This is a genomic window from Candidatus Limnocylindrales bacterium, from assembly GCA_035626395.1.
Classification (GTDB): domain Bacteria; phylum Desulfobacterota; class Binatia; order UBA1149; family CAITLU01; genus DASPNH01.
Genome location: DASPNR010000030.1, coordinates 459,305 through 480,863 on the forward strand (window position 1 = coordinate 459,305; position 21,559 = coordinate 480,863).

The 21,559-nt window shown below is 62.5% G+C and carries 16 protein-coding genes; 7 read left to right on the forward strand and 9 right to left on the reverse strand.

What is annotated here, in order from left to right:
- Nucleotides 1–41 precede the first annotated feature (41 nt).
- The 4 genes from VEC57_11435 to VEC57_11450 form a co-directional block, all read right to left on the reverse strand.
- Nucleotides 42–1,700 (reverse strand): methylmalonyl-CoA mutase family protein, encoded by a 1,659-nt coding sequence (locus VEC57_11435; protein HYB99731.1) that lies wholly within the window; start codon nucleotides 1,698–1,700, stop codon nucleotides 42–44.
- A 305-nt stretch (nucleotides 1,701–2,005) separates the two neighbouring features.
- On the reverse strand, nucleotides 2,006–3,265 hold the full coding sequence (locus VEC57_11440) for a DEAD/DEAH box helicase (GenBank protein ID HYB99732.1): 1,260 nt from the start codon (nucleotides 3,263–3,265) through the stop codon (nucleotides 2,006–2,008).
- Between the two features lie 260 nt (nucleotides 3,266–3,525).
- Nucleotides 3,526–6,279: a biotin/lipoyl-containing protein gene (locus VEC57_11445; protein HYB99733.1), complete on the reverse strand. Its 2,754-nt coding sequence runs from the start codon at nucleotides 6,277–6,279 to the stop codon at nucleotides 3,526–3,528.
- Nucleotides 6,279–7,835, reverse strand: a complete 1,557-nt coding sequence (locus tag VEC57_11450) for a carboxyl transferase domain-containing protein (GenBank protein ID HYB99734.1) — start codon at nucleotides 7,833–7,835, stop codon at nucleotides 6,279–6,281. Before VEC57_11450 ends, VEC57_11445 begins: the two co-directional genes overlap by 1 nt.
- A gap of 648 nt (nucleotides 7,836–8,483) precedes the next feature.
- On the opposite strand from VEC57_11450, the gene VEC57_11455 reads away from it, so the two are divergent.
- The 6 genes from VEC57_11455 to VEC57_11480 all read left to right on the forward strand — a co-directional run bounded on the left by VEC57_11455 (nucleotide 8,484) and on the right by VEC57_11480 (nucleotide 16,208).
- On the forward strand, nucleotides 8,484–9,404 hold the full coding sequence (locus VEC57_11455) for a transporter substrate-binding domain-containing protein (GenBank protein HYB99735.1): 921 nt from the start codon (nucleotides 8,484–8,486) through the stop codon (nucleotides 9,402–9,404).
- Nucleotides 9,376–10,041 carry an ABC transporter permease subunit gene (locus tag VEC57_11460; GenBank protein ID HYB99736.1) on the forward strand — a complete coding sequence of 222 codons (666 nt, stop codon included), beginning with the start codon at nucleotides 9,376–9,378 and terminating at the stop codon, nucleotides 10,039–10,041. The genes VEC57_11455 and VEC57_11460 overlap by 29 nt, the downstream gene beginning before the upstream one ends.
- 4 nt (nucleotides 10,042–10,045) lie before the next feature.
- The gene (locus VEC57_11465; protein ID HYB99737.1) at nucleotides 10,046–10,753 is read left to right on the forward strand and encodes an ATP-binding cassette domain-containing protein; all 708 of its coding nucleotides are present in this window, start codon (nucleotides 10,046–10,048) and stop codon (nucleotides 10,751–10,753) included.
- The gene (locus tag VEC57_11470; protein ID HYB99738.1) at nucleotides 10,753–11,514 is read left to right on the forward strand and encodes a methyltransferase domain-containing protein; all 762 of its coding nucleotides are present in this window, start codon (nucleotides 10,753–10,755) and stop codon (nucleotides 11,512–11,514) included. The genes VEC57_11465 and VEC57_11470 overlap by 1 nt, the downstream gene beginning before the upstream one ends.
- 826 nt (nucleotides 11,515–12,340) lie before the next feature.
- Nucleotides 12,341–14,110, forward strand: a complete 1,770-nt coding sequence (locus VEC57_11475) for an NAD-binding protein (protein HYB99739.1) — start codon at nucleotides 12,341–12,343, stop codon at nucleotides 14,108–14,110.
- A 397-nt stretch (nucleotides 14,111–14,507) separates the two neighbouring features.
- Complete coding sequence (locus VEC57_11480; GenBank protein HYB99740.1) at nucleotides 14,508–16,208, forward strand: DNA cytosine methyltransferase; 1,701 nt, start codon at nucleotides 14,508–14,510, stop codon at nucleotides 16,206–16,208.
- 73 nt (nucleotides 16,209–16,281) lie between these two features.
- On the opposite strand, the gene VEC57_11485 is transcribed toward VEC57_11480, so the two are convergent.
- The 5 genes from VEC57_11485 to VEC57_11505 form a co-directional block, all read right to left on the reverse strand.
- Nucleotides 16,282–17,934: a DEAD/DEAH box helicase family protein gene (locus VEC57_11485; protein HYB99741.1), complete on the reverse strand. Its 1,653-nt coding sequence runs from the start codon at nucleotides 17,932–17,934 to the stop codon at nucleotides 16,282–16,284.
- Between the two features lie 194 nt (nucleotides 17,935–18,128).
- Nucleotides 18,129–18,407, reverse strand: coding sequence for a hypothetical protein (locus tag VEC57_11490; GenBank protein HYB99742.1), 279 nt, complete (start codon nucleotides 18,405–18,407; stop codon nucleotides 18,129–18,131).
- Nucleotides 18,408–19,068: 661 nt separating this feature from the next.
- On the reverse strand, nucleotides 19,069–19,680 hold the full coding sequence (locus VEC57_11495) for an ATP-binding protein (GenBank protein ID HYB99743.1): 612 nt from the start codon (nucleotides 19,678–19,680) through the stop codon (nucleotides 19,069–19,071).
- 169 nt (nucleotides 19,681–19,849) lie between these two features.
- A complete protein-coding gene (locus VEC57_11500; GenBank protein ID HYB99744.1) occupies nucleotides 19,850–20,641 on the reverse strand; it encodes a hypothetical protein in 792 nt (263 codons plus the stop codon).
- Nucleotides 20,642–20,933: 292 nt separating this feature from the next.
- Complete coding sequence (locus tag VEC57_11505; GenBank protein ID HYB99745.1) at nucleotides 20,934–21,236, reverse strand: ATP-binding protein; 303 nt, start codon at nucleotides 21,234–21,236, stop codon at nucleotides 20,934–20,936.
- A 114-nt stretch (nucleotides 21,237–21,350) separates the two neighbouring features.
- Here VEC57_11505 and VEC57_11510 point away from each other — a divergent pair.
- A partial coding sequence (locus VEC57_11510) for a sigma factor-like helix-turn-helix DNA-binding protein (GenBank protein ID HYB99746.1) occupies nucleotides 21,351–21,559 on the forward strand: 209 nt, incomplete at its 3' end.

The following is a 21,559-nucleotide window of genomic DNA, read 5'->3' on the forward strand; positions in this document are numbered from 1 at the left end:
ACCCTCGTGGGTAGAAAGCCGCAGAACCGAGACCCGCACCGCTACAGAAATACCGGGGCGTCGTAGGCGCCGAAGGATTCGCGCATCGCATCGGAGATCTCTCCGAGCGTGGCATAGGCACGAACGGCGTCAATGATGGCCGGCATGAGGTTGTCGGTCGCGGCTGCGCGGCGCGAGACTTCCGCCAACGCCTTGCGCACCGCCTCGTTGTCGCGGCTCGCCTTGACCGAGGCGAGCTTCTCCTTCTGGCGCTGCTCGACCTCCTTCGGAATGCGCAGCAGCTCGATGGGCGGATCCTTCTCGGTCTTGAACTTGTTGACGCCCACCAGGATCTGATCGCCCGATTCGATCGCCTGCTGGTACGTGTAGGCCGCCTGCTGGATCTCGCGCTGCTGAAACCCGCGCTCGATCGCGCCGACCGAGCCGCCGAGCTTGTCGATGGTCTCGATGTACTCGGTTGCGCGCCGCTCGATCTCGTCCGTGAGCGCCTCGACGAAATACGATCCGGCCATCGGATCGACCGTGTCGGCCACGCCCGACTCGTAGGCGAGGATCTGCTGGGTGCGAAGCGCGCCGGTGGCCGCCCCTTCGGTCGGCAGCGTCAGCGCCTCGTCGTAGCCGTTGGTGTGCAGCGACTGCGTGCCGCCGCACACGGCGGCCAGCGCCTGCACGGTGGTGCGGATCATGTTGTTGATCGGCTGCTGCGCGGTCAGCGACGATCCGGCCGTCTGCGTGTGGAAGCGCAGCGCCATGTTGCGCTCCTTCTTGGCGCCGAAGCGTTCCTTCATGATGCGCGCCCACATCCGGCGCGCCGCGCGGAACTTGGCCACCTCCTCGAAGAAGTAGTTGTGGCAGTTGAAGAAGAACGCCAGGCGCCCCGCGAACTCGTCGATGTCCAGGCCCGCGCGCAGCGCGGCGTCCACGTAGGCGATGCCGTTGGCGAGCGTGAACGCGACCTCCTGCACGGCCGTGCAGCCGGCCTCGCGCATGTGATAGCCGCTGATGGAGATCGTGTTCCACTTCGGCACGTGCTGCGTGCAGAAGGAGAAGATGTCGGTGACGATGCGCATGGAGGCGGCGGGCGGATAGATGTAGGTGCCGCGCGCGATGTATTCCTTGAGCACGTCGTTCTGAATGGTGCCGCCGACCTTGTCCCAGGAGACGCCCTGCTTCTCGGCCTGCACCAGGTAGAGCGCAAGGAGAATGGAGGCGGTGGCGTTGATCGTCATCGAGGTGGTGACCTGGTCGAGCGGGATGCCGTCGAACAGCGTCTCCATGTCGGCCAGCGAATCGATGGCCACGCCGACCTTTCCGACCTCGCCCTCGGCCAATGGATGGTCGGAGTCTCGGCCCATCTGCGTGGGCAGATCGAAAGCGACCGAGAGGCCGGTCGTTCCGTGCTCGAGCAGGAAGCGGTAGCGCTTGTTCGATTCCTCGGCCGTGGCGAAGCCCGCGTACTGGCGCATCGTCCACAGTCGCCCGCGATACATGTTGGGCTGGACGCCGCGAGTGAAGGGGTACTCGCCGGGCATGCCGAGCTTGTCCATCGGATACTCGGCGCCATTCGGCGGACCGTAGAGGGGCTGGACCGGGATCGCCGAGAGCGTGTGGAAGCTCTGGCGGCGCTCGGGGCCCTTCTTCTGCATCGGGGCCAGGGTGTTCCGGGTCCAGCGGTCGAGTTCTTGGTCGAAGGTTGCCATCGTCTCTCGTCGTGCCGCGGCCGGAAACGGCCCGATTTCGGGCTCGGAGGCGGCTTTTCTGTGGCCGGGCGTGCTGGCTCGTCCGATGCGGGAGCCCTGGCCGGCCCGGGCCGGTCAGCGGACTTTTAACGACTCGTGGCGGAGATGCCAGAAGCGGCGCACGCGCCCGGACGGCGCTGCCGCGAGTCGCGGGACGCCGCCTCGCGTGACCGCGCAAGCGGATGCGACCTCGGTGCGGACGCGCGAGTCCGCTGGATTTCGCGCACGGCCGCATCGTCGACGAGGCCGATGGTATGGCGGGGGATCTACGCTGCCGACGAACGTCGCCTTCGGCGCCGCCGCGGCCGGTCCTGGCCGTGTGGCGCTGCGGCTCGGCCGTGCGCAGCGGTCGCATTCGAGGCTGCCGATGCAGGCGCACTCGCCGCTGTTGGCACGTCATCCGCCGATCTCGCTGCCGGCGCGGACCCCGCCACCTCGCGCCGAGGCAGCTTCATCCCGAGGGCGCGCTCGATCTCGCGCAGCCGCTCTTCCTCCTCCGGCGCCACGAACGTGATCACGTCGCCGGCCGCGCCCGCGCGTGCCGTGCGGCCGGCGCGGTGGATGTAGTCCTCGCTCGAATGCGGAACGTCGAAGTTGATGACGTGCGAGATGCCGCTGACGTCCAGGCCGCGTGCCGCCACGTCGGTGGCGATGAGCACCGGAAACTCTCCGCTGCGAAATCCGTCGAGCGCGGCGATGCGCGCCTCCTGGCTGCGGTCCGAATGGATGCTGGTGGCGCGAACGCCGCCGCGAGTGACGGCGCGTGCCAGGCGATCGGCGTCGATCTTGCGCCGCACGAAGACCAGCACCGAATCCATCCCCTCGCGCCGCAGCAGCCGCGACAGCAGCGCGGTCTTGCGATCCTGGGAGACGGCGCACACGCTTTGCACGATCGCCGCTGCCGGTGCCTGCCGGTCCACGGTGACGGTGACCGGGTCGCGCAGGATCTCGCCGGCGAGCTTGCGGATCGTCGGCGACATCGTCGCCGAGAACAGCAGCGTCTGGCGCTTGGCAGGAAGCGCCTCGAGGATGCGTTGGATGTCGGGCAGGAAACCCATGTCGAGCATGCGGTCGGCCTCGTCGAGGATGACGATCTCGACGGCGGCCAGGTCGACGTAGCCGAAGCGCATGTGATCGAGCAGCCGGCCCGGCGTGGCAACGACCATCGCCGCGCCGGCGCGCAGCGCGCGCTCCTGCGGCCCCATGTCCACGCCGCCGACCACGGGTGCGGCGCTGAGGCCGACGTAGTAGCCGAGCGCCTGCGCCTGCTCGTCGATCTGCAGCGCGAGCTCGCGGGTCGGGGACAGCACGAGGGCACGGCAGCGGCCGGCATCGCCGGCGGACAGGAGCTGCAGGACGGGAAGCATGAAGGCGGCGGTCTTGCCGGTGCCGGTTGCCGCGCAGGCGATCAGATCGCGTCCGGCAAGGACGACCGGGATGGCCTGGGCCTGGATCGGCGTCGGCTCGCTGTAGCCCATGTCGGCAACGGCATCGACGAGGCTGGGCAGAAGGGAAAGGTCGTTCATCGAGGTTTTCATCATGTAGGAAAGGGTCGGACCGGCGCAGGCGGGGCTTGGCGAGGCATCGCGTGCGCGTTGCCTGCGCGGTAGAGCCGGGCAGTCACTTCGGTTGGATTTGCGAAAAGCGAAGAAGCGTCGTGCGGGGCCAGACCCTTGTACTCTGAATCCGGCGCAAGACCGAACGCTTTCGGCGGCGGCCCCGATCGCGCAAGGCGGCCGGGCGGCGCTCCCGCCGGCCGCGCGGCGTGCGCCGTCCCCCGGAGCCTTCAGGCGATGGCGGCCAGCAGCTCCTCCGTCAGCGCCTTTCGCCGCGCCGCGATCTCGGCCGGCGACTCGACCACGCGCTTCTCATCCGGCTCGATCTTGAAGATGGCCTCGCCCTTCTTGACGATCTTGCCGTCGCCGTCGTCGAGCAGGATCTTCGTGATCGTTCCGGAGAACGGCACCGAGATCTTGTTGAACATCTTCATGACCTCGATGACGAACAGCGGCTGGCCGGCCTCGAAGTGCATGCCTTCGGCGGCAAGGGGCGGAAGATGCGGCGCCTCGCGCGCGTAGAACATGCCGCCGACCGGAGTGATGATCTCGTCGGAGCTGGCCGTCGGCGCCGGCGCGAGCAGCTTCTGCAGGTCGGCGCGCGTGGCGGGGTCGGTGAAGACGTCGGGGAAGACCGGCTCGAGGCGGTCGTTGACGCAGATTTCGTCGAAGCGGGTCTGACGTCCCAGCGCCGGCAGCAGCAGCAGGATCGGCAGGCCGAGCTGGAACCCGGCGTGCGCGGCCTTGCACGCATCGAAGCGATCGGCCGGAAGACCGGCGGGCGCCTTGCCGGCGCGCAGCGCGGCGTCCACCGCCGTGTAGTCGTCGGTGCCGAGCAGGCTCTCGACGGCCGCGTAGAATTCCCGCGCCTGCGTCAGGATCTCGGCGTCGTGGTCCCAGATCATCTCGGAAGCGGGTCGCCCCGGCCGCTGCTCGAGGTTGAGGTAGTGGTAGAGCTCGCCGAGCGTATCGACGGGGTTGCCGACGAAGCGGTAGGCCTCGCCGTCGCGGGCGAAGTGCTCGCCGCAGAAGCGGCCGATGAAGCCGGCCAGCAGGTGCGCGTCCTCCAGCAGCATCTGCATCGGGCGCAGCAGAAGCGTCTTCTTCAGCTCCAGCGTCGCTCGCGCGTCCTTGTGACGCGCGAGCATGGCGCTCCACGCGTGCTCGAGGTCGAGGTCGCGTGCGACCTTGCTCAGGGCGCCGATGCTGGCCAGGTAGAAGTTCATGAACTGCGTGGTCGGCTTGACCAGCGGCTCGTGGCCCAGCATCCAGCTCAGCAGGCCGTAGTGAACGTCGAGGTTGGTCTCGAGGTCGTAGCCGCGAAGCTCGGTGCGGCGCAGGATGTCGGCCAGGCGCGCCAGCATGTCCCCGCGCGAGGTGCCGTGCGTGATCGTCAGGGCGATGTTGGAGTCATAGGCGCCGGCCAGGTTGTAGTGAATGAACGTGCGGGTGTCGGGGTTGGGAATGCCGATGCCCTGATCGTCGCGGATCTCGTCGGCCACCGGCGGCGACCACGAAACGATTACGCCGCCGGCGTGCGGCTGCAGCGCCGCGTTGGTGGCGTTGATGCGCACCTCGCCGCCGGCCACGTGCCGCACCACGCGCTCGGGCTTCTGCAGCCTGGCGCCGTGCACGGACAGCAGCGCCATCGCCTCGACAAGACTGTCCAAGTAGAAATGCTCGGAGGGATCGTCGGGATTGGTGAACTTCAGGCGGTAGACCATCTCGGTCACGCGATGCTCCACCTGGATGCGAGTGTTCACCTCCATGAAGTAGTGACGGTCGGACTCGACGATCACCTCGAAGGTCGAGACGCTGTCCAGGTGCACGGCCTGCCCGAACTTCTCGCCCTCGCTCTCCATGCGCGCCAGCACGCGGCGGTCGGCCTCGAGCATCTCAACGGTCGTTGAACGGCCGGCGGCGCGCATCGTCTCGATCTCGTGCGCGAGCTGCTCGTCGGTCAGCGAGACCTCCACCAGCTTCTGCTCGTGCATCTGCACCGAGCAGTCGCGGCCGCCGAGCGAGATGCACCAGCTTCCGTTGCCGATGAGCTGGATCTCGTTGTGGCGGGTGCTCTCGACGTTGAGCTCGATGAGGAAGTTGCGGTTGGCGCCCGGCGCCACCACCTTGGACTCGGCCAGGATGTCCATCACCGCCGCGCGAACCTGGGCCGGCTCCGAGATCACGCGCTGGCCCTTGCCGCCGCCGCCGCCGATGTACTTGAAGCGAAGGCGGCGACCCGGATTGTCCTGCCAGATCTCGCGGCAGCGCATCTCGGCCTCGTCCTGCAGGTCCTCGATGGTCACCAGCTCGACGAGCCTGGCGTAGCCCGCCTGCAGCACCGCCTCGGCGCTCTCTTCGAGCGCGGCCTTGGCGTCGAGCTTGACCTCGAGGCCGTGCTTCTTCGCCAGCGCCGCCAGACCGGCCGCGTCCTTGACCTTGCGCACGAGCGCCAGCGCCGAGGGATTGTCGACGCCGGGCGTGACCGAGACGCCGATGCTGCGTGCCAGCTTCTTGGCCTGATCCTTGGCGCCCGCGCTCAGCGCCACGTGCGAGGACGGCCCCATGAAGCGGACGCCGGAGCGCTCGATGGCCTGCACGAACTCGGCGTCCTCGGCCATGAAGCCGTAGCCGGCAAAGATGTGCGTGTACCCGTTGGATACCGCGATCTCGATGATCTCGTGTATGCGCCGGGTCTTCTCTTCCTGTCCCGAGCCCATGTACTCGGGCACGCGATGGATGTTGTGCGGGAAGCGAAAGCCGCGCAGCTCGGGCGCCAGGCACTTGGGATAGACGATCGAGTCCTTCTCCGAGAGCAGGATGCCGTACTCGCGGATCCCCATCTCGTCGAAGACGTCCATGGCTTCCTTGCGCACGGGCCCGCGACCGACGATCAGGCACTTGATGTCGGCCAGCGACAGCGAGCGCAGCCAGGGCGAGTCGGATTCGTGGAAACGTCCGGGGCGCAGGTCCTTGTCGAGCATCACTCGAACTCCCGCTGCACGCCGGACATGGGCGAAGGCTGATACTTGCTCATCAGGTACAGAAGGTTCTTGGCCAGGACCCGGCGCGTGGTGCCCGGCATGACGATGCCGGAGACCGAGCCGAGCGAGAGGGCTTCTTTCGGGTTCATCAGCTCGCGTTCGTATTTCTGCGAGACCTGCGCCAGCGCCTGATCGCGCTCGCGCGCGGCCTCTTCGGCCGAAGCGCCGGCCTTGATGGCTGCCTGGTAGTTCTTCTGGATTGCCGTCAGCTCGTCCTTGTAGACGTACTCGCGGCCGGCCGGTCCCATCACCGCGATGCGAGCGGTCGGGAGCGCCAGCACGAGGTCGGCGCCGACGAAGTGCGAGTTGTAGGCCGCGTACGCACCGCCAAAAGCGTTGCGGATGATCAGGGTGATGCGCGGCGTGCGAACGTCGATGATCGAGTCGAGCAGCTTGCGGCCGGCCAGCACGATGCCGTTGTGCTCCTGCGCGCTGCCGGGCAGGAAGCCGGTGGTGTCCTCGATGAAGATCAGCGGGATGTTGTAGAGGTTGCAGAAGCGGATGAAGCGCGTGCCCTTGGTGGCCGCAGCGATGTCGATCTGTCCCGAGGCAACCGCCGAGTTGTTGGCGACGAAGCCGACCACGTGGCCGCCCAGGCGCCCGAAGGCGGTGATCATGTTGCGAGCGCGCTGCGGCTGGATCTCGAAGTACTCGCCGTGGTCGCAGATCTGCTGAAGGTACAGCGTGATGTCGAGCGGCGTGTTGAAGCCGGCCGGGCCCGAGAAGGTCTTGCGGAACAGGATGTCCTCCTCGACCGTGAAGCGCTCGATTGGATCGGAGGTCGGCGCGAAGGGAGCCCCGCTCTTGTTGTTGTCGGGCAGGTAGGAGAGCAGGCGGATGGCCGTGCGCAGCGAGCCGAGCTCGTCGTTGGTGACCAGGTCCACGACGCCGCTCTGACCGTGCACGCGCGGGCCGCCAAGATCGTCGGCGCTGATGTCCTCGCCGAGGACGCTCTTGACCACCCCCGGGCCGGTCAGGCCAAAGAAGGTGCCCTCGCACTGGATCATGAACGAGCCCTGGCGCGGCAGGTAGGAGCCGCCGCCGGCGTTGAACCCGAACATGCACATGATCGACGGGACCATGCCGCTGATCTTGCGCAGGGCCGTGAAGGCCTCCGAGTAGCCGTCCAGGCCGCCGACGCCGGCCGGGACAAAGGCGCCGGCCGAGTCGTTCATGCCGATCAGCGGGATGCCGTGCTCGCCGGCCATATAGATGAGGCGGGCCAGCTTGGCGCCGTTGGTGGCGTCCATGGACCCGGCCCGCAGGGTGAAGTCGTGTCCGTAGACCGCCACGTCGCGGCCCTTGACCGTGATGATCCCGGTGACGATGGAAGCGCCGTCCAGGTTGGGGCCCCAGTTGTGCCAGAACAGGTTGGGCTCGGAGTCGGTCAGGACCTTGATCCGCTCCCAGACGGTCATGCGCTGCTTTTCGTGCTGCGTCATGACGCGGCGGATGCCGCCGGAGGCGAAGGGCTTTGCGATTAGGTCGCGGCCCATGGAGAGGGCGGTGTCGTAGGGGGACGGTTGCTGGCCGGCTTTTTGCGCCGTTGGCTGGGTTTGGGTCGCGGTTGCCGGGGTTTGGGTGCCGGCGGGCGCGGAGATGGCCGCCGGGCCGGGGGCTGCGGGTGAGCCTGGCTGGGCGGCGAGCGGGTTCACGAGGGAGTACGGAGATGGTGATGACATCTTGTTACGTTCCGATGGGTTGGGAGCGCGGGCGGGCTAGCCGGCGCGGCGGCTTTTGGTAGCGGGGGCGCGGGGGGAAGTAAACGAAGATCGTCGCGGCCCGCCGTGCCTCTCCCCATGACCGAACACAGATGGACGATGGAACGACGAGTGGCATTCGTGAGCGCGTACGGCGGGGGCGGCTGGCGCGCCGAGCTCTAGATGCCCAGTCAGCCGTCACTGTTTTCCGTCGGCCGCGGGGCATTGGGCACTCGCAGCGAACGCCGCGTCAGATCGACAGGTTGAATCCGTGTTCGCAGTAGCATCCTCGGCCACGCCGCGGCACGCGACCGTCTGGGTTTGCCGTAGCACTCAGCGATATGGCATCTGCGTCCGGAGAGGCGTTCAACAACCACGGGTTCAGCGTGTGCTGCTGCGCAGCCGTCCGCTGGGCCCGTGAGATTCTGTAGGAGCAATGCGCAAATGCAGCACAACCGGTTGACGGCCGTGGGTTGGTTTACGGTTGCAGTCATCTCTGCGACTGTGTCCTCTTTGGTGGCGTATGGGCTAGTCCGAAACGTTGCCGCAGGGGTTCCCGTCGGCGAGGAGATAGACGCTTACAGCGCTATCAGAGAGCGGGGCGTATTGCGGGCGAGCTACTACGTCGGCGCACCCTATTTTGTACTCGAGCCGAACACGCTGAAGAGGAGCGGCATCTTCTATGAGGTGTTGGAAGCGGTCGGGGCGAAGTTGGGCCTCGCCGTTAATTGGAATGAAGAAGTCGGATTCGGTGACATGGCCGAGGGATTACGCCGTGGTCGATACGACGTCGTCGGGTCGGGTGTCTGGATTAGTGCTGATCGTGGTCGGCACGCGGACTTCACAGTCCCTGTCGTATTCGACGTTGTGTCAGCATACGCAAGAACCGACGATCACCGCTTTGATGGTGACATTGACAAGGCCAACGACAGCAGCATCACAGTGGCCACCATTGATGGCGAGATGGCTCAGACAATAGCAAAGATCGTGCTCCCATCGGCACATATAGCAAGTTTGCCGCAATTGACAGAATTTTCGCAGATGATCGAAGAGGTAATTTCCGGAAAGGCGGATCTGACGTTCTTGGGCTTGGCCGCCGCACGCCGTTATCAGGCAAAGAACCCTGGAAAAATCCGCAACGTCCTACCCGACAGGCCGGTTCGCGTCTTCCCTACTGCGATCATGCTGCCGCCCGACCAGTGGAGATTGAAGCGCGTACTGGACCTTGCACTGGGGGAGATGCTGGATAACGGAGAGATCGATCGAATTGTATCGAAGTACGAAGAAGTGGCGGGTTCTCACTATCGCGTGGCTGCGCCCTATCGCGCGCCGGCTGATGGCGAAGATGTTCCAGTTTCTCGTTGACCACGCGCCAGCCTTCCTCCGAGGCTTGGGCGTGACGGCTGCTTTGCTGTTTATCGGGGTCGCTGCCGGAACTGTCTTGGGCGTGGCACTGTCTTTCGCTACACGAAACTCCGGCAGGAGTAAACAATTTTTAGACGCTATCGCACTCGCTGTAGCGGCTACCCCGGCGCTGGTCGTGCTGTTTTGGTTGCACTACCCTGCTCAGCAGCTTGCCGGGGTGGTGATAGCACCTTTCTGGACGGCTTCCCTCTGTCTCGTCCTGCTCCAGGGGTTTGCCGTCTACCGCATTGCCGCCGACTCGATCTCCACGCTACCAAAACAGTATCTCCTGGCAGCTCAGGTCTGCGGCCTCGACGCTCGTACCACATTCTGGCGGATCGAGGCGCCGATTCTATTACGAAATGCGCTGCCGCGTTGGCTGGACCAAGCGGTCGTTATTCTTCACACGACCTTGTTTGCGAGTTTGATCTCTGTCGACGAAACTTTTCGAGTTGCACAACGTGTTAATGCGCGCGAGTACCATCCTGTGGCTATTTACTCGATCGTCGCGCTGCTGTTCGTCATAACGGCAGGTCCTCTGATGATCCTGTCGAAAAGGATGCAACGTTCGGTGTTCCGCGACGAGTCTGAGCGTTAACCACATGATCCGATTTTCGGCGGTAGGCAAGGCGTATAGCGGCACAACGGTGCTCCGAGATATTGACGTGCATTTTCCGCCGCACCGACTCACGGCGATTCTTGGCCCTAGCGGGTCAGGTAAATCCACACTGTTGCGGTTGGCTGCGCTCCTGGAAGCTCCAGACAGTGGGAGCGTGGAGGTGGAGATCGACGGCATTCAATTTCGCTCTGGCGGTAGCGCTGGCCCTTGGCCGTTGTTGACCTGTGTTTTTCAACGGCAGTTTCTTTGGCCACACCTCACAGTACGACAGAATGTTGAAACACCGCTGCTGCGACTTTCTGGCGCGGAGAGGCGGCGCCGGACCGATATCGTTCTGGAGCGCTTCGGGTTAATCGAATTGGCGACGCGCTATCCAAACGAACTCTCCGGCGGCGAAGGGCAACGAGTGGCTATCGCGAGAGCCGTGGCACTAGGCGCAAGAATCCTTTTGCTTGACGAGGTCCAGACTTTTCTTGATCTGATGCAGCAGGCGTTGGTTGTGGAGCTTTTGCGGAATTTGGTCGCGGATGGCGTAACTATCGTCTGTGTTACCCATTCTCTTGATTTTGCGAGGCGGTGCGCGACGTCGATAGTGGTGCTGGATGGTGGTCGAGTAGTCGAAGATGGGTCTGTAGAACTGCTGAGTGAGCCTCAATCGGCCTTTCTTCGAAGAGTGACCGGCCTGGCGTGATGAAGCGTTCCTACGAGTGCGATCTCTCCGCGTTCTGGGAGGCAGTCGCGAGCGACTATGACGTCGTTGCTGATCAGTTCCCTGCCAGGTACGCCAGGGCTGTCGATCTCGTATGCGCCGTGGGGTCCGCGGCGACGCGGAACGGCGGAGTTTTTATAGACCTTGGTTGCGGAACTGGGCGTGCCCTGGCGCGCGTGGTTAGCGCGTCTCCGTCGTCTCGCGGCGTTGGTGTGGATGCGTCGGCAGGGATGCTGAGGCTTGCGAAGGAAAGACTGTCTCAACAGGAGACTTCCCACGCTGCGCTATTGCTGCAATACGACGTTGCATCGCCGGGCCTTGTCGATGCCGTAACGCGGCATCTGCGATCGTTTTGTCGCGTGCCGCGGGTGGTGGCTGTCGCTGTTGCGTTCGTTGGCCATGATCTCTCGCCCTCGAAGCGAACGATGTTACTTAAGTCCGCCGCCCGTTTGCTCGACACCGAAGGCGTGCTTGTAGTCGCGGATTTGTTTTCGCCAGACGGCGAAGGGGAGACCCGCCTAGCTGCTTTGCGTGAACTCGACGAGGTTAGTCGGTGCTTGGATGCAACCGATTCGGGCCGACTGTCCGCCGCAGCGTCGATTTGGACTGATCACTATCGGACGCATAGCTTCGATTGGACGGTCGATAGCGTGATGGGGTTGCTTCGCCAGCAGGGTTTGGAGCAGACCAGAAAGATTTTCTTTGCAGGGCAAGTGGGTGTTGTGACCGCTGCTCGCCGGTGAGGTGCCTGTGCGCTTTGATGACCTTCTCTCCACCGTTTATCGTCGCAACGCGGCCGTCTCTTCGTCTACGCAAAGGATATCAAATCGCGGCGAGGAGCCGTTTTGCCGAGATGTATACGACTTCTTCGGACTAGCTGGGGCGACGTTCGTTGTTGCGGATAGCTTGCACCGACGGTTCATCATGCTGCAGGACGGAGTGCCAGAAGCGGCCGCGTACAGTTCGGCAGTTCGCTTTCCGATCGATGACCTGCCAGTCGAAAGCAGTTCATTCTGCTCGGAATTCAAGGAAGTCGCGAAATATAGCCGATTTTGTAATCGCATCTTTCAGATCCAACGCAGCCAAGAGGGGCTGGGGGGCTACGGTGCGAGGGGTGTCGTGCTTGCGAGACAGCCTGAGTTCTTAGCTCGGCTGGCGCCACACGCGAGGGACGCCGCGGAGGGATGGCATGATTGGCACGCGACGGGCTACATCGAGTTACTCCACGGGATCGCGGCTTGGCGGTTGCTACTATGGCTGTTGGAGCTGCATGGGCCAAGTGCCGCACTTGGAGCTGTCGTCAAACTTGTAGAGCCCCGAAGGCTCGCGCGACCACGCGTGCGCCAATATTTCGACGGAGAGTTCAGGGCACGCGTGCCAGCGGTTCTTGATGATGCTTACCCTGAAGCGTCCATAACACGGTTGGACCAAATTGCCTCCTGGTCCAGGACATTTAGTGGCGCGTATGGGAAGTGGCGAATCCTTCGGACTTCGTTGGATGGGTGGCGGGAAGGGGAGTCTCGGCTGGCAAAGGATCTCGTCGCGCTACGTTCGCTCTATCAACCGCACATGGTCAACGCCGAGATTCGGAACCTTTTGGCGGTTCGTCCTGCCGAATTTTCTACCATCGTTGCCGAATGGTTGTTGCGCCGCTGTGGCCCGGACGTAGCGCGGCTGCCGCTGGGCGCGGTTCTACTTCAACTGCATGACGCGGTAGGGGCTCCACTGCCGGCATATTATTACTACTCACTGCTGGACGGACGGCCTAAGGAGCATTTCATTGTGGCCGTAATGCGCTCCGAGCGATATCCGCTCAGGTATCATCTTGCGACGGACAAGAAGCTGCAGCAGCACACCGCCGTCGTGATTGGGCTTGCGTCACTCCACGTCGGGCCGCCGAGGGAGAATCAAGTTGTGAGACGTGGGCGATTGAAGACGTGTCTTCGCATCTGCGCTGATCGAATTGTTGATGATGTGTTTATCGACGGTCTGATCAGGTTAGAGCGCGCTTCAACAAACGAGATGACGGAACGGATTCTGCACTTGGCGCGAACGCGGCTCCGCAGAGCGTTTGTCTTGGGTAGTTTTGACAGTGTCGTTTCGTTCTTTTCCCAACAGTCGCGCGCCCTGATGCTAGTCAAGTCTCTGGTGGCCGGCGGCTCCTTTCTAAAGAGAGAAGATCGCGTTGCGGTCATCGGCGGTGGCGCGGCAGGTGTGACCGCAGCCGCCGCGTTAGCAAACTGCGATTACGGAGTCGATATCATCGAGAGGGGGGATGATGTTCTTCAGCTTCAGAAGAGCGGAGTACACAGGTTTATATTCCCCCGTATCGCCGAATGGCCGCAAGGGCATTGTCTCGACGAGGCCGCCGGCCTGCCCCTGCTGACATGGAACGCGAGTTCGGCCGACAAGGTGCTGACGCAAATTCGTCAGGGATATGACCGAATCTGCAAGATGGCTGGCAATAGATTGAACTTGCTTGCCGGTCGTCGAGTATCGAGCATCCGGGACGAGGAGGACGGCATCGTTATTACGACAGATAACGATCCGATGGGCCGCAAGTATTGCGCCGTAATCGCTGCGATCGGATACGGCCTAGACAACAAGAATGGAGGGCCGAGCTACTGGGAACCCGACACGCTATCGGAACAGCACGACGTGCGGCGGCGTGTGCTGATCGCGGGTACGGGGGATGGGGGCCTTACAGACGCGATTCGCGCGAAGCTCTCCTCTCGACCTTCCGGAGCGGGGCACCCGCATGAGCATCTACTGCGGCGGTTGGCCTCTCACCCGGGGCTCCAAGAGTTCGGCTGGCGGGCAAAGGAGCACGTTGATGGTCCGGCAATGGCGTTGCTACTCGCCGGTCTTGGTGACGAGGTTCGTCTCCAGTACGGCTACGCCGAGATATTTGAGCGTCTTCCCGGCAAGACCAAAAAAGACATCGAAGAATTTTTTCGTTCAACCTCGGCCCATAACGTTGAAGTCGTTCTGCTCGCGAATTCGCGATACTTTCTCCGGCTCGAGTCAGCACTATTGAACCGACTTGTCGTTTTCCTGCTGATTCAGTTCCGGTTGATCACGCTTCAGGTAGGGAGATTGCGGAAGCCCCGGACCTTGCCCGATGGTCGAGTCGTAGCCACGATTCTCCGCAACGGGGTGTCGGAGAAACAAGAGTATGACGTCGTCATTCCTCGCGTAGGACCTCCGCGCGATTTTTTCTCCACAAATTTGCCTTGGCTCGTTGCGAAAAACGAGATCGAGGCGCGACGGGTGGCGGCCGCTCTGCGGTTGAGCGGCTCCATAGATACCGCCACGTTTGACTACTTTCGCACGCGGTAGGGCCATCGACGTTCTCTCGTGCGAGCTCGACAACTCGCGGTTGCGGTGACGACGTCCGAAAGGCTGCGGCATCACGGGGCTATGAAAAACGCTGTCGTATCATGCGTGTGGTTGTCGCTCGCTGGGCGGTGTGCGAGTTGTTCAGCGCTAGTACCGCGTCGAACAGCTCGCACGCGTGACTAAGCCGAGATGCTCGAAGCGGCCGGGCGTGACGTTGATGTCGAGCGATGGTTGATGGCGGGCTCATAACGAGCATCCCACGACAACGGGCGTTCTTGTTTTGCTGCGAACTTGTCGGCCTCGCGCTACGTTTTTCGTCGCTTTCGAGCTAAATCTCCACGGCTGAGTTGAGTAGAATTCCGACGCATAAAGCTGCAAATGGACTACAGAGGTGGTTATGGGGCGACGGCTGCGCGCTATAGATATCTATTCTGGAGTAGGTGGTTGGGGTCTGGGGCTGAGAATGGCAGGCATTGACGTTGTGGCGGCCTATGACCACTGGCACGCTGCAAACGATACGAACTCGAAGAATAATGGGCATACGACGCAGACGGTCGATGTACGCTCCCTGCCGCTGCGGGCCTTACCAACGAACATCGATATCGTCGTCGGCAGCCCGCCCTGCACAGAGTTCTCCTTCTCGAACCGAGGCGGTAATGGTGACATCGATGACGGGCTAGAACATGTCATTAAGTTTTTGAGTATCGTTGCCTTCTTAAAGCCACGCGCATGGGCCATGGAGAACGTTCCGCGAATGGCGGACATCCTCGAAACAGAGTTGCACTCACAACGGCGCTTGGCCCGCTTCGCAAAGCTTGGGATACGTTACGAAATTTTCGATATGGCACAATTTGGTCTGCCGCAACGGAGGCGTCGGTGCATCGCCGGGAGTTTTGATTTCGATCTTCTTCGCTCGTACGCCGCCGCTACCGAAACCATCACCCTCGGGAAGGTAGTGAAGGCGCTGGGCCGTGTGCGCAATATCCGTGATCCGATCTACAACCTCTGTATTGCTCGGTCTGAGTTGCGAGACCACCTGCCCACAGATTTCCTGAACGATGAAGAATTGCGCATCAACCACGCAAGAAAGCAGTTGCATCCCGTTTATAATGATATGCCATTTCCAGATCCCCTGGATCGCACTGTTCGCACCATCACGGCCGTGTGCACCAGAGTCTCACGGGAGAGCATCATCATCGAAGATCCGCCCCACAGCGGCCGCGTCCGTCGCCTTACCATCCGCGAAAGAGCGTGCATGCAGGGCTTCCCGGTGAACTTCCAGTTCTACGGCGACAGCTATGGGTCAAAGCTTCGCATGGTCGGGAATGCGGTGCCGCCGCTTTTTGCTCTCTATATAGGGCAGGCCTTTCGCGGAGTTCCGAGGCGCAAAATCCGCCGCCCAGCGCAAGCGATCGCAGCGTTCGGAGCGCCGACCATGCCATCAAAAGATGTGCTCCCTGACAGGCGTCGCGCGTCCTATCCGTGGGAGCGAACGTTTTGCTTCGCTATACCAACTCTGCGGATGAAAAGCGGCGTCCGGTGCGAACTGCGAAACGTTCAGAAGTCCAACATGATCGGCTGGAAGATCGCTCTTGTGTTCGGAACTCCGAGATTCATCTACGAGCTCCCCTTCGACCCGTCTCTGTTTGACCGTATGTTGCCGTGTTTAGCGGACCGGACCGCCGCTAAGCTAAAGACCAGATTGGACAGTGTCCGAACGCTTATCCGTACCGCCGATGTTGCGCATATGCAGGACGTGTGGAGCCATCGCGGGCCTGGGGGTCTACGGCCGTTCACACTAATCGATAAGTTGAGTGATGCCGCACAGGACGTCATTGACCTGCTCGCACGAAACGAAGCACTAGCGCGGCAGATTCTCGCGGCGAGCCTCGATAAGTCGTTTGGTCGCAAGTCGAAGACGCTGGCCGGTGCGGCGAAACTATCAAGGAACGCGCCTGTAGTGCTCGCTGGGATTTTAATAGGAACTGTCGCCAACGTCGAGTTCGCTCGACATGGAATGCAACCCCATCCTGATTTGCGTATGCGTCGCCCAATGGTTCGCGTCCGACCGAAATTAAAGCGGGCAGCTCACGGCTGAACGCCTGCGCCAAACGCAGCGGAGCGTAGAAATAGGCACGAGACCTATTAAGTCCGTTTGGGGACGAAGAAGGCTAGTGCTCCTCCGTTAGGAGCTTCTTTAATCGGGCCCAGCTTTCTTCCGGCAGTTGCTTAATGATGCGTACGAGCTTCTCGTCCCCACTGGCCATGACCAACTTGCGCACCGACTCAGCCATCGCTTCCCCCTCTTGGACATCCGCCTCCTCGACGTCCATTCCCCGAACAATCGCGCCTGCGCGGAGGGCCTCATCAAGTGTTAACACGAAATTAGTCCCGAAATTTTCACCACAATGCTGGCACGTTCTTGCGTTCAGTGTGTTGAGGCCTGTGCATTTCGGGCATGGTTTGAAACGCGCCGGCGTTTTTGGGAATTCGAAGCCGCAGACCTCACAGAATTGCGCTCCAACAGGCGCTTCCGTCGTACATGAAGGACATTTTTTCGTCTTTGGTGAGCCTTTCTCCTCCCTAGCCGCGGACGACATTTCTTCCTCAACGCGTCTTGCGAACATTTCAAGGATGTCGAAGGACGGCATAATTACGTAGGCGCGCGTATCGTCGTCAGGTCCAGTCGTGCGCACGACCCGGCCGATGGCTTGCCGGAAGGCAAGTTCAGTAAGCGCATTCGACAAGTAAATAAGGACTCGTAGGCGGGGTATGTCAACGCCTTCGGAGATCATGGCAACCGAAACCAACCATCGCTTATCCGTGTGCCGGAAAGCGGAGATACGCGTTTCAGCGTTCTGCATCTGGCTGTGAACGATCGTCGGTGCTTCGCCTTCCATCCGCTCCAGCAGTTCCGCCATATACTTCGCCATCTCAATGGACGGAGCGATAACTAATCCTCCGGCATTGGCCATGCGGTGCCGGAGGTCGTTCAGCTTGTCGCTGGCCCATGCCACCATTGTCGCTTGGTAGCCGTCAATCCGCGGCGTACGGTTGTCAGCCTCGTACTGCGGCGTGCGAGCCAGATGGTAGAAGTCGAGCGCGCGCTGAAGGCCCGGGATTCGGGCCAGCGTGGGCGTTAGCGTTGCGGATTGCTTGCTGGTCACCACCACGTGCTCACCTCCTTCAAGATCGACAGTGAATCTGCCTTCGTGGCGGTGGAATGTCGCTGGACGGCAATAGCCGAGGTCGACGGCCTGTCCATAAGTCAGTGTGTACGTTCCTTCTTCTGGATGGTCGATCGTTCCACTGTCATCGTACGCAAGCCAAACCGACGGCTTCGCATCGGAGCGGATCGGCGTTCCAGTAAGAACCAGCACGTACTCCGCATTGGCGAACGCGGAATCGGCACTCGTTCCCCATACCGCCGAAACAGCGGCGTGATGATGTTCGTCGCAAATGACGAGAACGCGACTGCTATTGCAGACAGCCTGAAAGGCGTCTTGCAGGTCTTGTATTGCCGCCCAAGTTGCGCAGACATCGAACTCGATCGAGTCGTCCGCACCCGTGACTTTGCCCATGAACCGGTCAGTTACCAGGTGAAAATCCTTGCCCCATTGCCGCACCACCTCGACACGAGGAGCGACTACGATTACGCGATCAATCAAACCTCTGTCGATGAGTTCCTTGGCAATAGCGCACGCAGCAATGGTCTTTCCGGCTCCCGGAGCCGCATTGATGAGGAAGTGCTTGTCCTCCGCCCTCTCGACCAACCACTGAATAGCCTTTGTGAGCGCCTGCGACTGCCATTCACGAAGCTGCATAAGTTTTGCTCCCTTCTTAAGATTGCAACGTGCACAAAGTGCCTGGCCATTTTGCACGATTGTTGGACCGGAGCGGCTGAAAGGCGTGATGTGGTCCGCGTGGAAACTCTGCCGAAGCCGCACTCCGCACTGGCCGCAGCGGCCGCCGGCGATGAGCGCAAGGATTCGACGTTGGCGTGCTGAGAAGAACCGTCTCAACGACTGACCCAATACTCCGTCAGCATTATCTCGCGTATCGGAAGATTTGGTGGGGGCTTTAGTGTTGCATGCCTGTTCACCCGCACCATTGCCGTTGCATAGGGCACGTCGCGCTTCTCAATCTTGATCCTCTGCTTCTTCATCTCGTAGACGAGCTCCGGCAGATTCGAGACGCCAAACAGGATCAGTGCCTCCAGCCGCGTCAGCGGATTCCCGGCAAGTAGATGCTCCCGTGCTGCTGCGTTCAGTCCCTTCGCATGCATCAATGCCATCATCGACCTTCAACAAGTTGCGTTTAGTGGTTGGCGAACCCTGCTCCCACGCAAGCTGGGGGCGCCAATGTGGCCCAAGAAAGGTTTCGATCCGATTCCTCAACGTAGCAGATTCGAGTGGGTCAAGCTCATCGAGGCCAAAATTGCGTCGCGCTTCGAATTCGAGAATGCGCCACCCTCCATCTTGCATAGCTTCATCGATAGGAAGCGCAAGAAAGCCACGGTCCTGCGTGCGTTCGTTAGACCTGTCGAGTTTGTCAGCATCAGATTCATAGGATTCGACGATGAGATTCGCGAGAACGAGTAGCTCCCCGGCGGACGCGTTAAGTCCCGCAGTACTCCGAAGTTCAGCGTATATGAGGCGGAGGCGATCGGTACGTCGCATCGGTCCAGAGTCTAAGCGTAAACGAACTGCATAATCCTTCCCACCTCTCCCGTCGGTCAAGACCCGTGTGTCGCTCTCCCGCTACCTGTCGATGATCACCGTCATTCCGCCCGCGTTGTTCAGGAGCATTCCCCCTGCTTCCCGCGAGGTGTGACCGTGGCGTTTGTGCCTAACGTTGCCTCTTCTGTCTAACGCGCCGCCGTCGTCGGATGCCGATTTTGGCAGCTACCCTGGTAGCGGCCGGACGGCCGATCGTCGCTCCTACTTCGTTTGTGGAGGTCACTTGGCAGCTCGCTGGGCATAGGCTGCAGATTTTCGCGCGATTTGCGGCTTCTGCCTGGCGCGATAGGACTCACCTTCGATCGTCAGGTCGTAGGAGGCGCTGGCGAAGCGGTCGATGGCGGACTGCGCCCTGAGCGGATCTGCAAAAAGTGCGTGCCATTCGGCCGGATCGCGGTTGGAGGTAATGACGATCGAACCGGCCCTGTGCCGCTCAGTGAGGACCTCGAATGCATCGCGACTCTCGGTCGTGTCCATGACGTCCAGGGCAAAGTCATCGATGATCAGCAAGTCCGGCGCGAGCAGACGGCGCAGCTCGGCGTCGTAGGAGTTGTCGAGCCTGGCGTGCCGCAGCGCCTTGAGCATGCGGTCACCTCGTACGACGAGCGTCGAGATACCGCGCCTGGTCGCGATGTGGCCGAGCGCGTGTGCCAGATGCGTCTTGCCGACGCCGGCTGGGCCGACCAGAGTCAGGTTCTGGTGCGCTTCGACAAAGCGCAGCGTTACGATCTCGGCGAGCAGCTCGCGGTCGTATACGACTGCAGCGGTATCGTCCCAGGCTTCCATGCGCATGTCCTGGTCGAGGCCGGCGCGGTCGGCGCGGAACCGCACGGGTTACTCTGGCGGCGATTGCTCTCGTCACTGAGCACCACGAGCAGGAAATCCTGGTGCGGCATCTTGCTCGTGCGGGCCTGGGCAAGTCGCTCCGGCAGCGTGTCGAGCAGGCGTGACAGACGCAGGCCCTTGAGCACGGTCCTTAAGTCCTTGGATATGACATCACTCACGACTCGGGTTCTCCTTTGCGGCTGCGACGCGACTTCAGCGGCAGCGCGTACTGGGCCGGGTCGCGCAGGTAGCGCGCGATAGGAATGACGGTGGCTCGTTTCGGTGTCGTGGCGGGCGGCGGCGGTGACGGCTGCTCGAGCATGCGCCGCAGGCGCCGGACGTCGATCATGTCGAACGTGATTGCGATCCCGCAGACTTCGGCCACAGCGTCGGCTCCGTACTTGGTGACGAGCGAGAGCAGCCCTCTGACCTGCCGCATGCGCGCCCACGGCAGCGGAGATTCGAGCAACAGGCTTGCGTACTGGCCTATGACTGGTCCGTGCTCTGCCGCCTGCGAGCGCAGGAAGTCGACGTCGCGCATTGCGTAGGCCGTTTTCTCCGGGGGAAAGTCCGCCGCGTCGATCGACTTGTGGCCGGGCTCGACTCGGCTGTGGACCTTGACGACGCGTCCCCGATCGTAGAAGCGCACGGTCTTGGAGTCGGCGCGCGCACGCAGCTTCATACCGATGTACTTGGTCGGCAGGCTGTAAAGGCCTCGTGCGACCGAGGCCAGGTGGTCGGCGGGCACCTTCGGATCGCACCACAGCGGGATGTCGTAGGGCGACTCGGGCGCAGGGAGCAGGCATGACTGCTCCACGGCCAGGAAATGCTCCTTGGGCATGCGGCCGGTCGAGCTGTGGCGGCGCATGCCGTACTCGTGCTCGCACCACAGGAGCCCGCGGTCACGAGCCGCGGCCAGGTCGCGGATCACTTCGCCCGCGTAGCAGTCGTCGCGCACGTCGCGCACACTTCGCGTCCTTTCACCCGACGACAATTACTTCTTTCAGTTCCTGCAGTCCCGAACCGCCTGGCGGTCGGCAAGCTGATTCCGGCTGCCGCAGCCGCCGCTTCCTCGCTTTGCCCCTGCTTTCGCCGTCGTCTCAGGAGCTTTACCTGCATGCGACGGCATTGGGCCACTTCGCCGATCGCACGACAGGCGGGCGGCGATGCGTGATCAGCGGGCGCAAGGCCCAGCCGGCCGCCCGCCCGCACGTCCCGTGTGCGAAGAGCCAAGGACAAAGGCCGCGTCGACTTCACGGTCAGCTGTTCCTTGGTCCGGCCGCCCGCTCGACATCGCACAGCCGGTAGCTTCGGCCCGAGATATTGAGCACCTTCGAGCGGTGCAGCAGGCGGTCGAGGATGGCGGTTGCCAGGACCTCGTCACCTGCGAAGAGCTCAGGCCACTCGCGGATGCCCTTGTTCGTCGTAATCAGCGTCGAGCCGCGCCCGTAGCGGTGGGCCACGAGGCGGAAGAACAGGCTGGCCTCCTGGCGGCTCATGGGTTCGAAGCCCATCTCGTCGATGATGAGCAGCGCCACCTTTATGTGCTGTCGCTGACGCAGCTAGCGCGACACGCCATCCTCGCCGTAAGGCGACAGCCAGTTTCGCGCACCCTCTGACCTGACGCCGCGGCGGCCTCCGGCCAGATTCCCGCATCCGCGGGAGGTGGCTGGGCGGTGAAGCTGGGCGTCGACGCGAGGGTAACGAGGAGGCATCTGGCAGAGTTGGGGACGGGCAGCCGGCAGATCGCACGGCTGCTGGGCGTCTCCGAGAGCACGGTCCGCTATCACCTGGCCCGGCAGGCCGCCGGCGCCAGCGACCGGCGCGCCGACCAGCCGCAGCGCGCCGCAGGCGTGGCCGAAGCGATCACGCAGTACGTGGAATC

What these genes read in the sequence shown, in the direction of transcription:
- VEC57_11475 (HYB99739.1), top strand. Translation starts at nt 12,341, where the DNA reads ATGGTCAACGCCGAGATTCGGAACCTTTTGGCGGTTCGTCCTGCCGAA.
- VEC57_11435 (HYB99731.1), bottom strand. Translation starts at nt 1,700, where the DNA reads ATGGCAACCTTCGACCAAGAACTCGACCGCTGGACCCGGAACACCCTG.
- VEC57_11465 (HYB99737.1), top strand. Translation starts at nt 10,046, where the DNA reads ATGATCCGATTTTCGGCGGTAGGCAAGGCGTATAGCGGCACAACGGTG.
- VEC57_11485 (HYB99741.1), bottom strand. Translation starts at nt 17,934, where the DNA reads ATGCAGCTTCGTGAATGGCAGTCGCAGGCGCTCACAAAGGCTATTCAG.
- VEC57_11445 (HYB99733.1), bottom strand. Translation starts at nt 6,279, where the DNA reads ATGCTCGACAAGGACCTGCGCCCCGGACGTTTCCACGAATCCGACTCG.
- VEC57_11440 (HYB99732.1), bottom strand. Translation starts at nt 3,265, where the DNA reads ATGAACGACCTTTCCCTTCTGCCCAGCCTCGTCGATGCCGTTGCCGAC.
- VEC57_11490 (HYB99742.1), bottom strand. Translation starts at nt 18,407, where the DNA reads ATGATGGCATTGATGCATGCGAAGGGACTGAACGCAGCAGCACGGGAG.
- VEC57_11455 (HYB99735.1), top strand. Translation starts at nt 8,484, where the DNA reads ATGCAGCACAACCGGTTGACGGCCGTGGGTTGGTTTACGGTTGCAGTC.
- VEC57_11480 (HYB99740.1), top strand. Translation starts at nt 14,508, where the DNA reads ATGGGGCGACGGCTGCGCGCTATAGATATCTATTCTGGAGTAGGTGGT.
- VEC57_11470 (HYB99738.1), top strand. Translation starts at nt 10,753, where the DNA reads ATGAAGCGTTCCTACGAGTGCGATCTCTCCGCGTTCTGGGAGGCAGTC.
- VEC57_11460 (HYB99736.1), top strand. Translation starts at nt 9,376, where the DNA reads ATGGCGAAGATGTTCCAGTTTCTCGTTGACCACGCGCCAGCCTTCCTC.
- VEC57_11450 (HYB99734.1), bottom strand. Translation starts at nt 7,835, where the DNA reads ATGGGCCGCGACCTAATCGCAAAGCCCTTCGCCTCCGGCGGCATCCGC.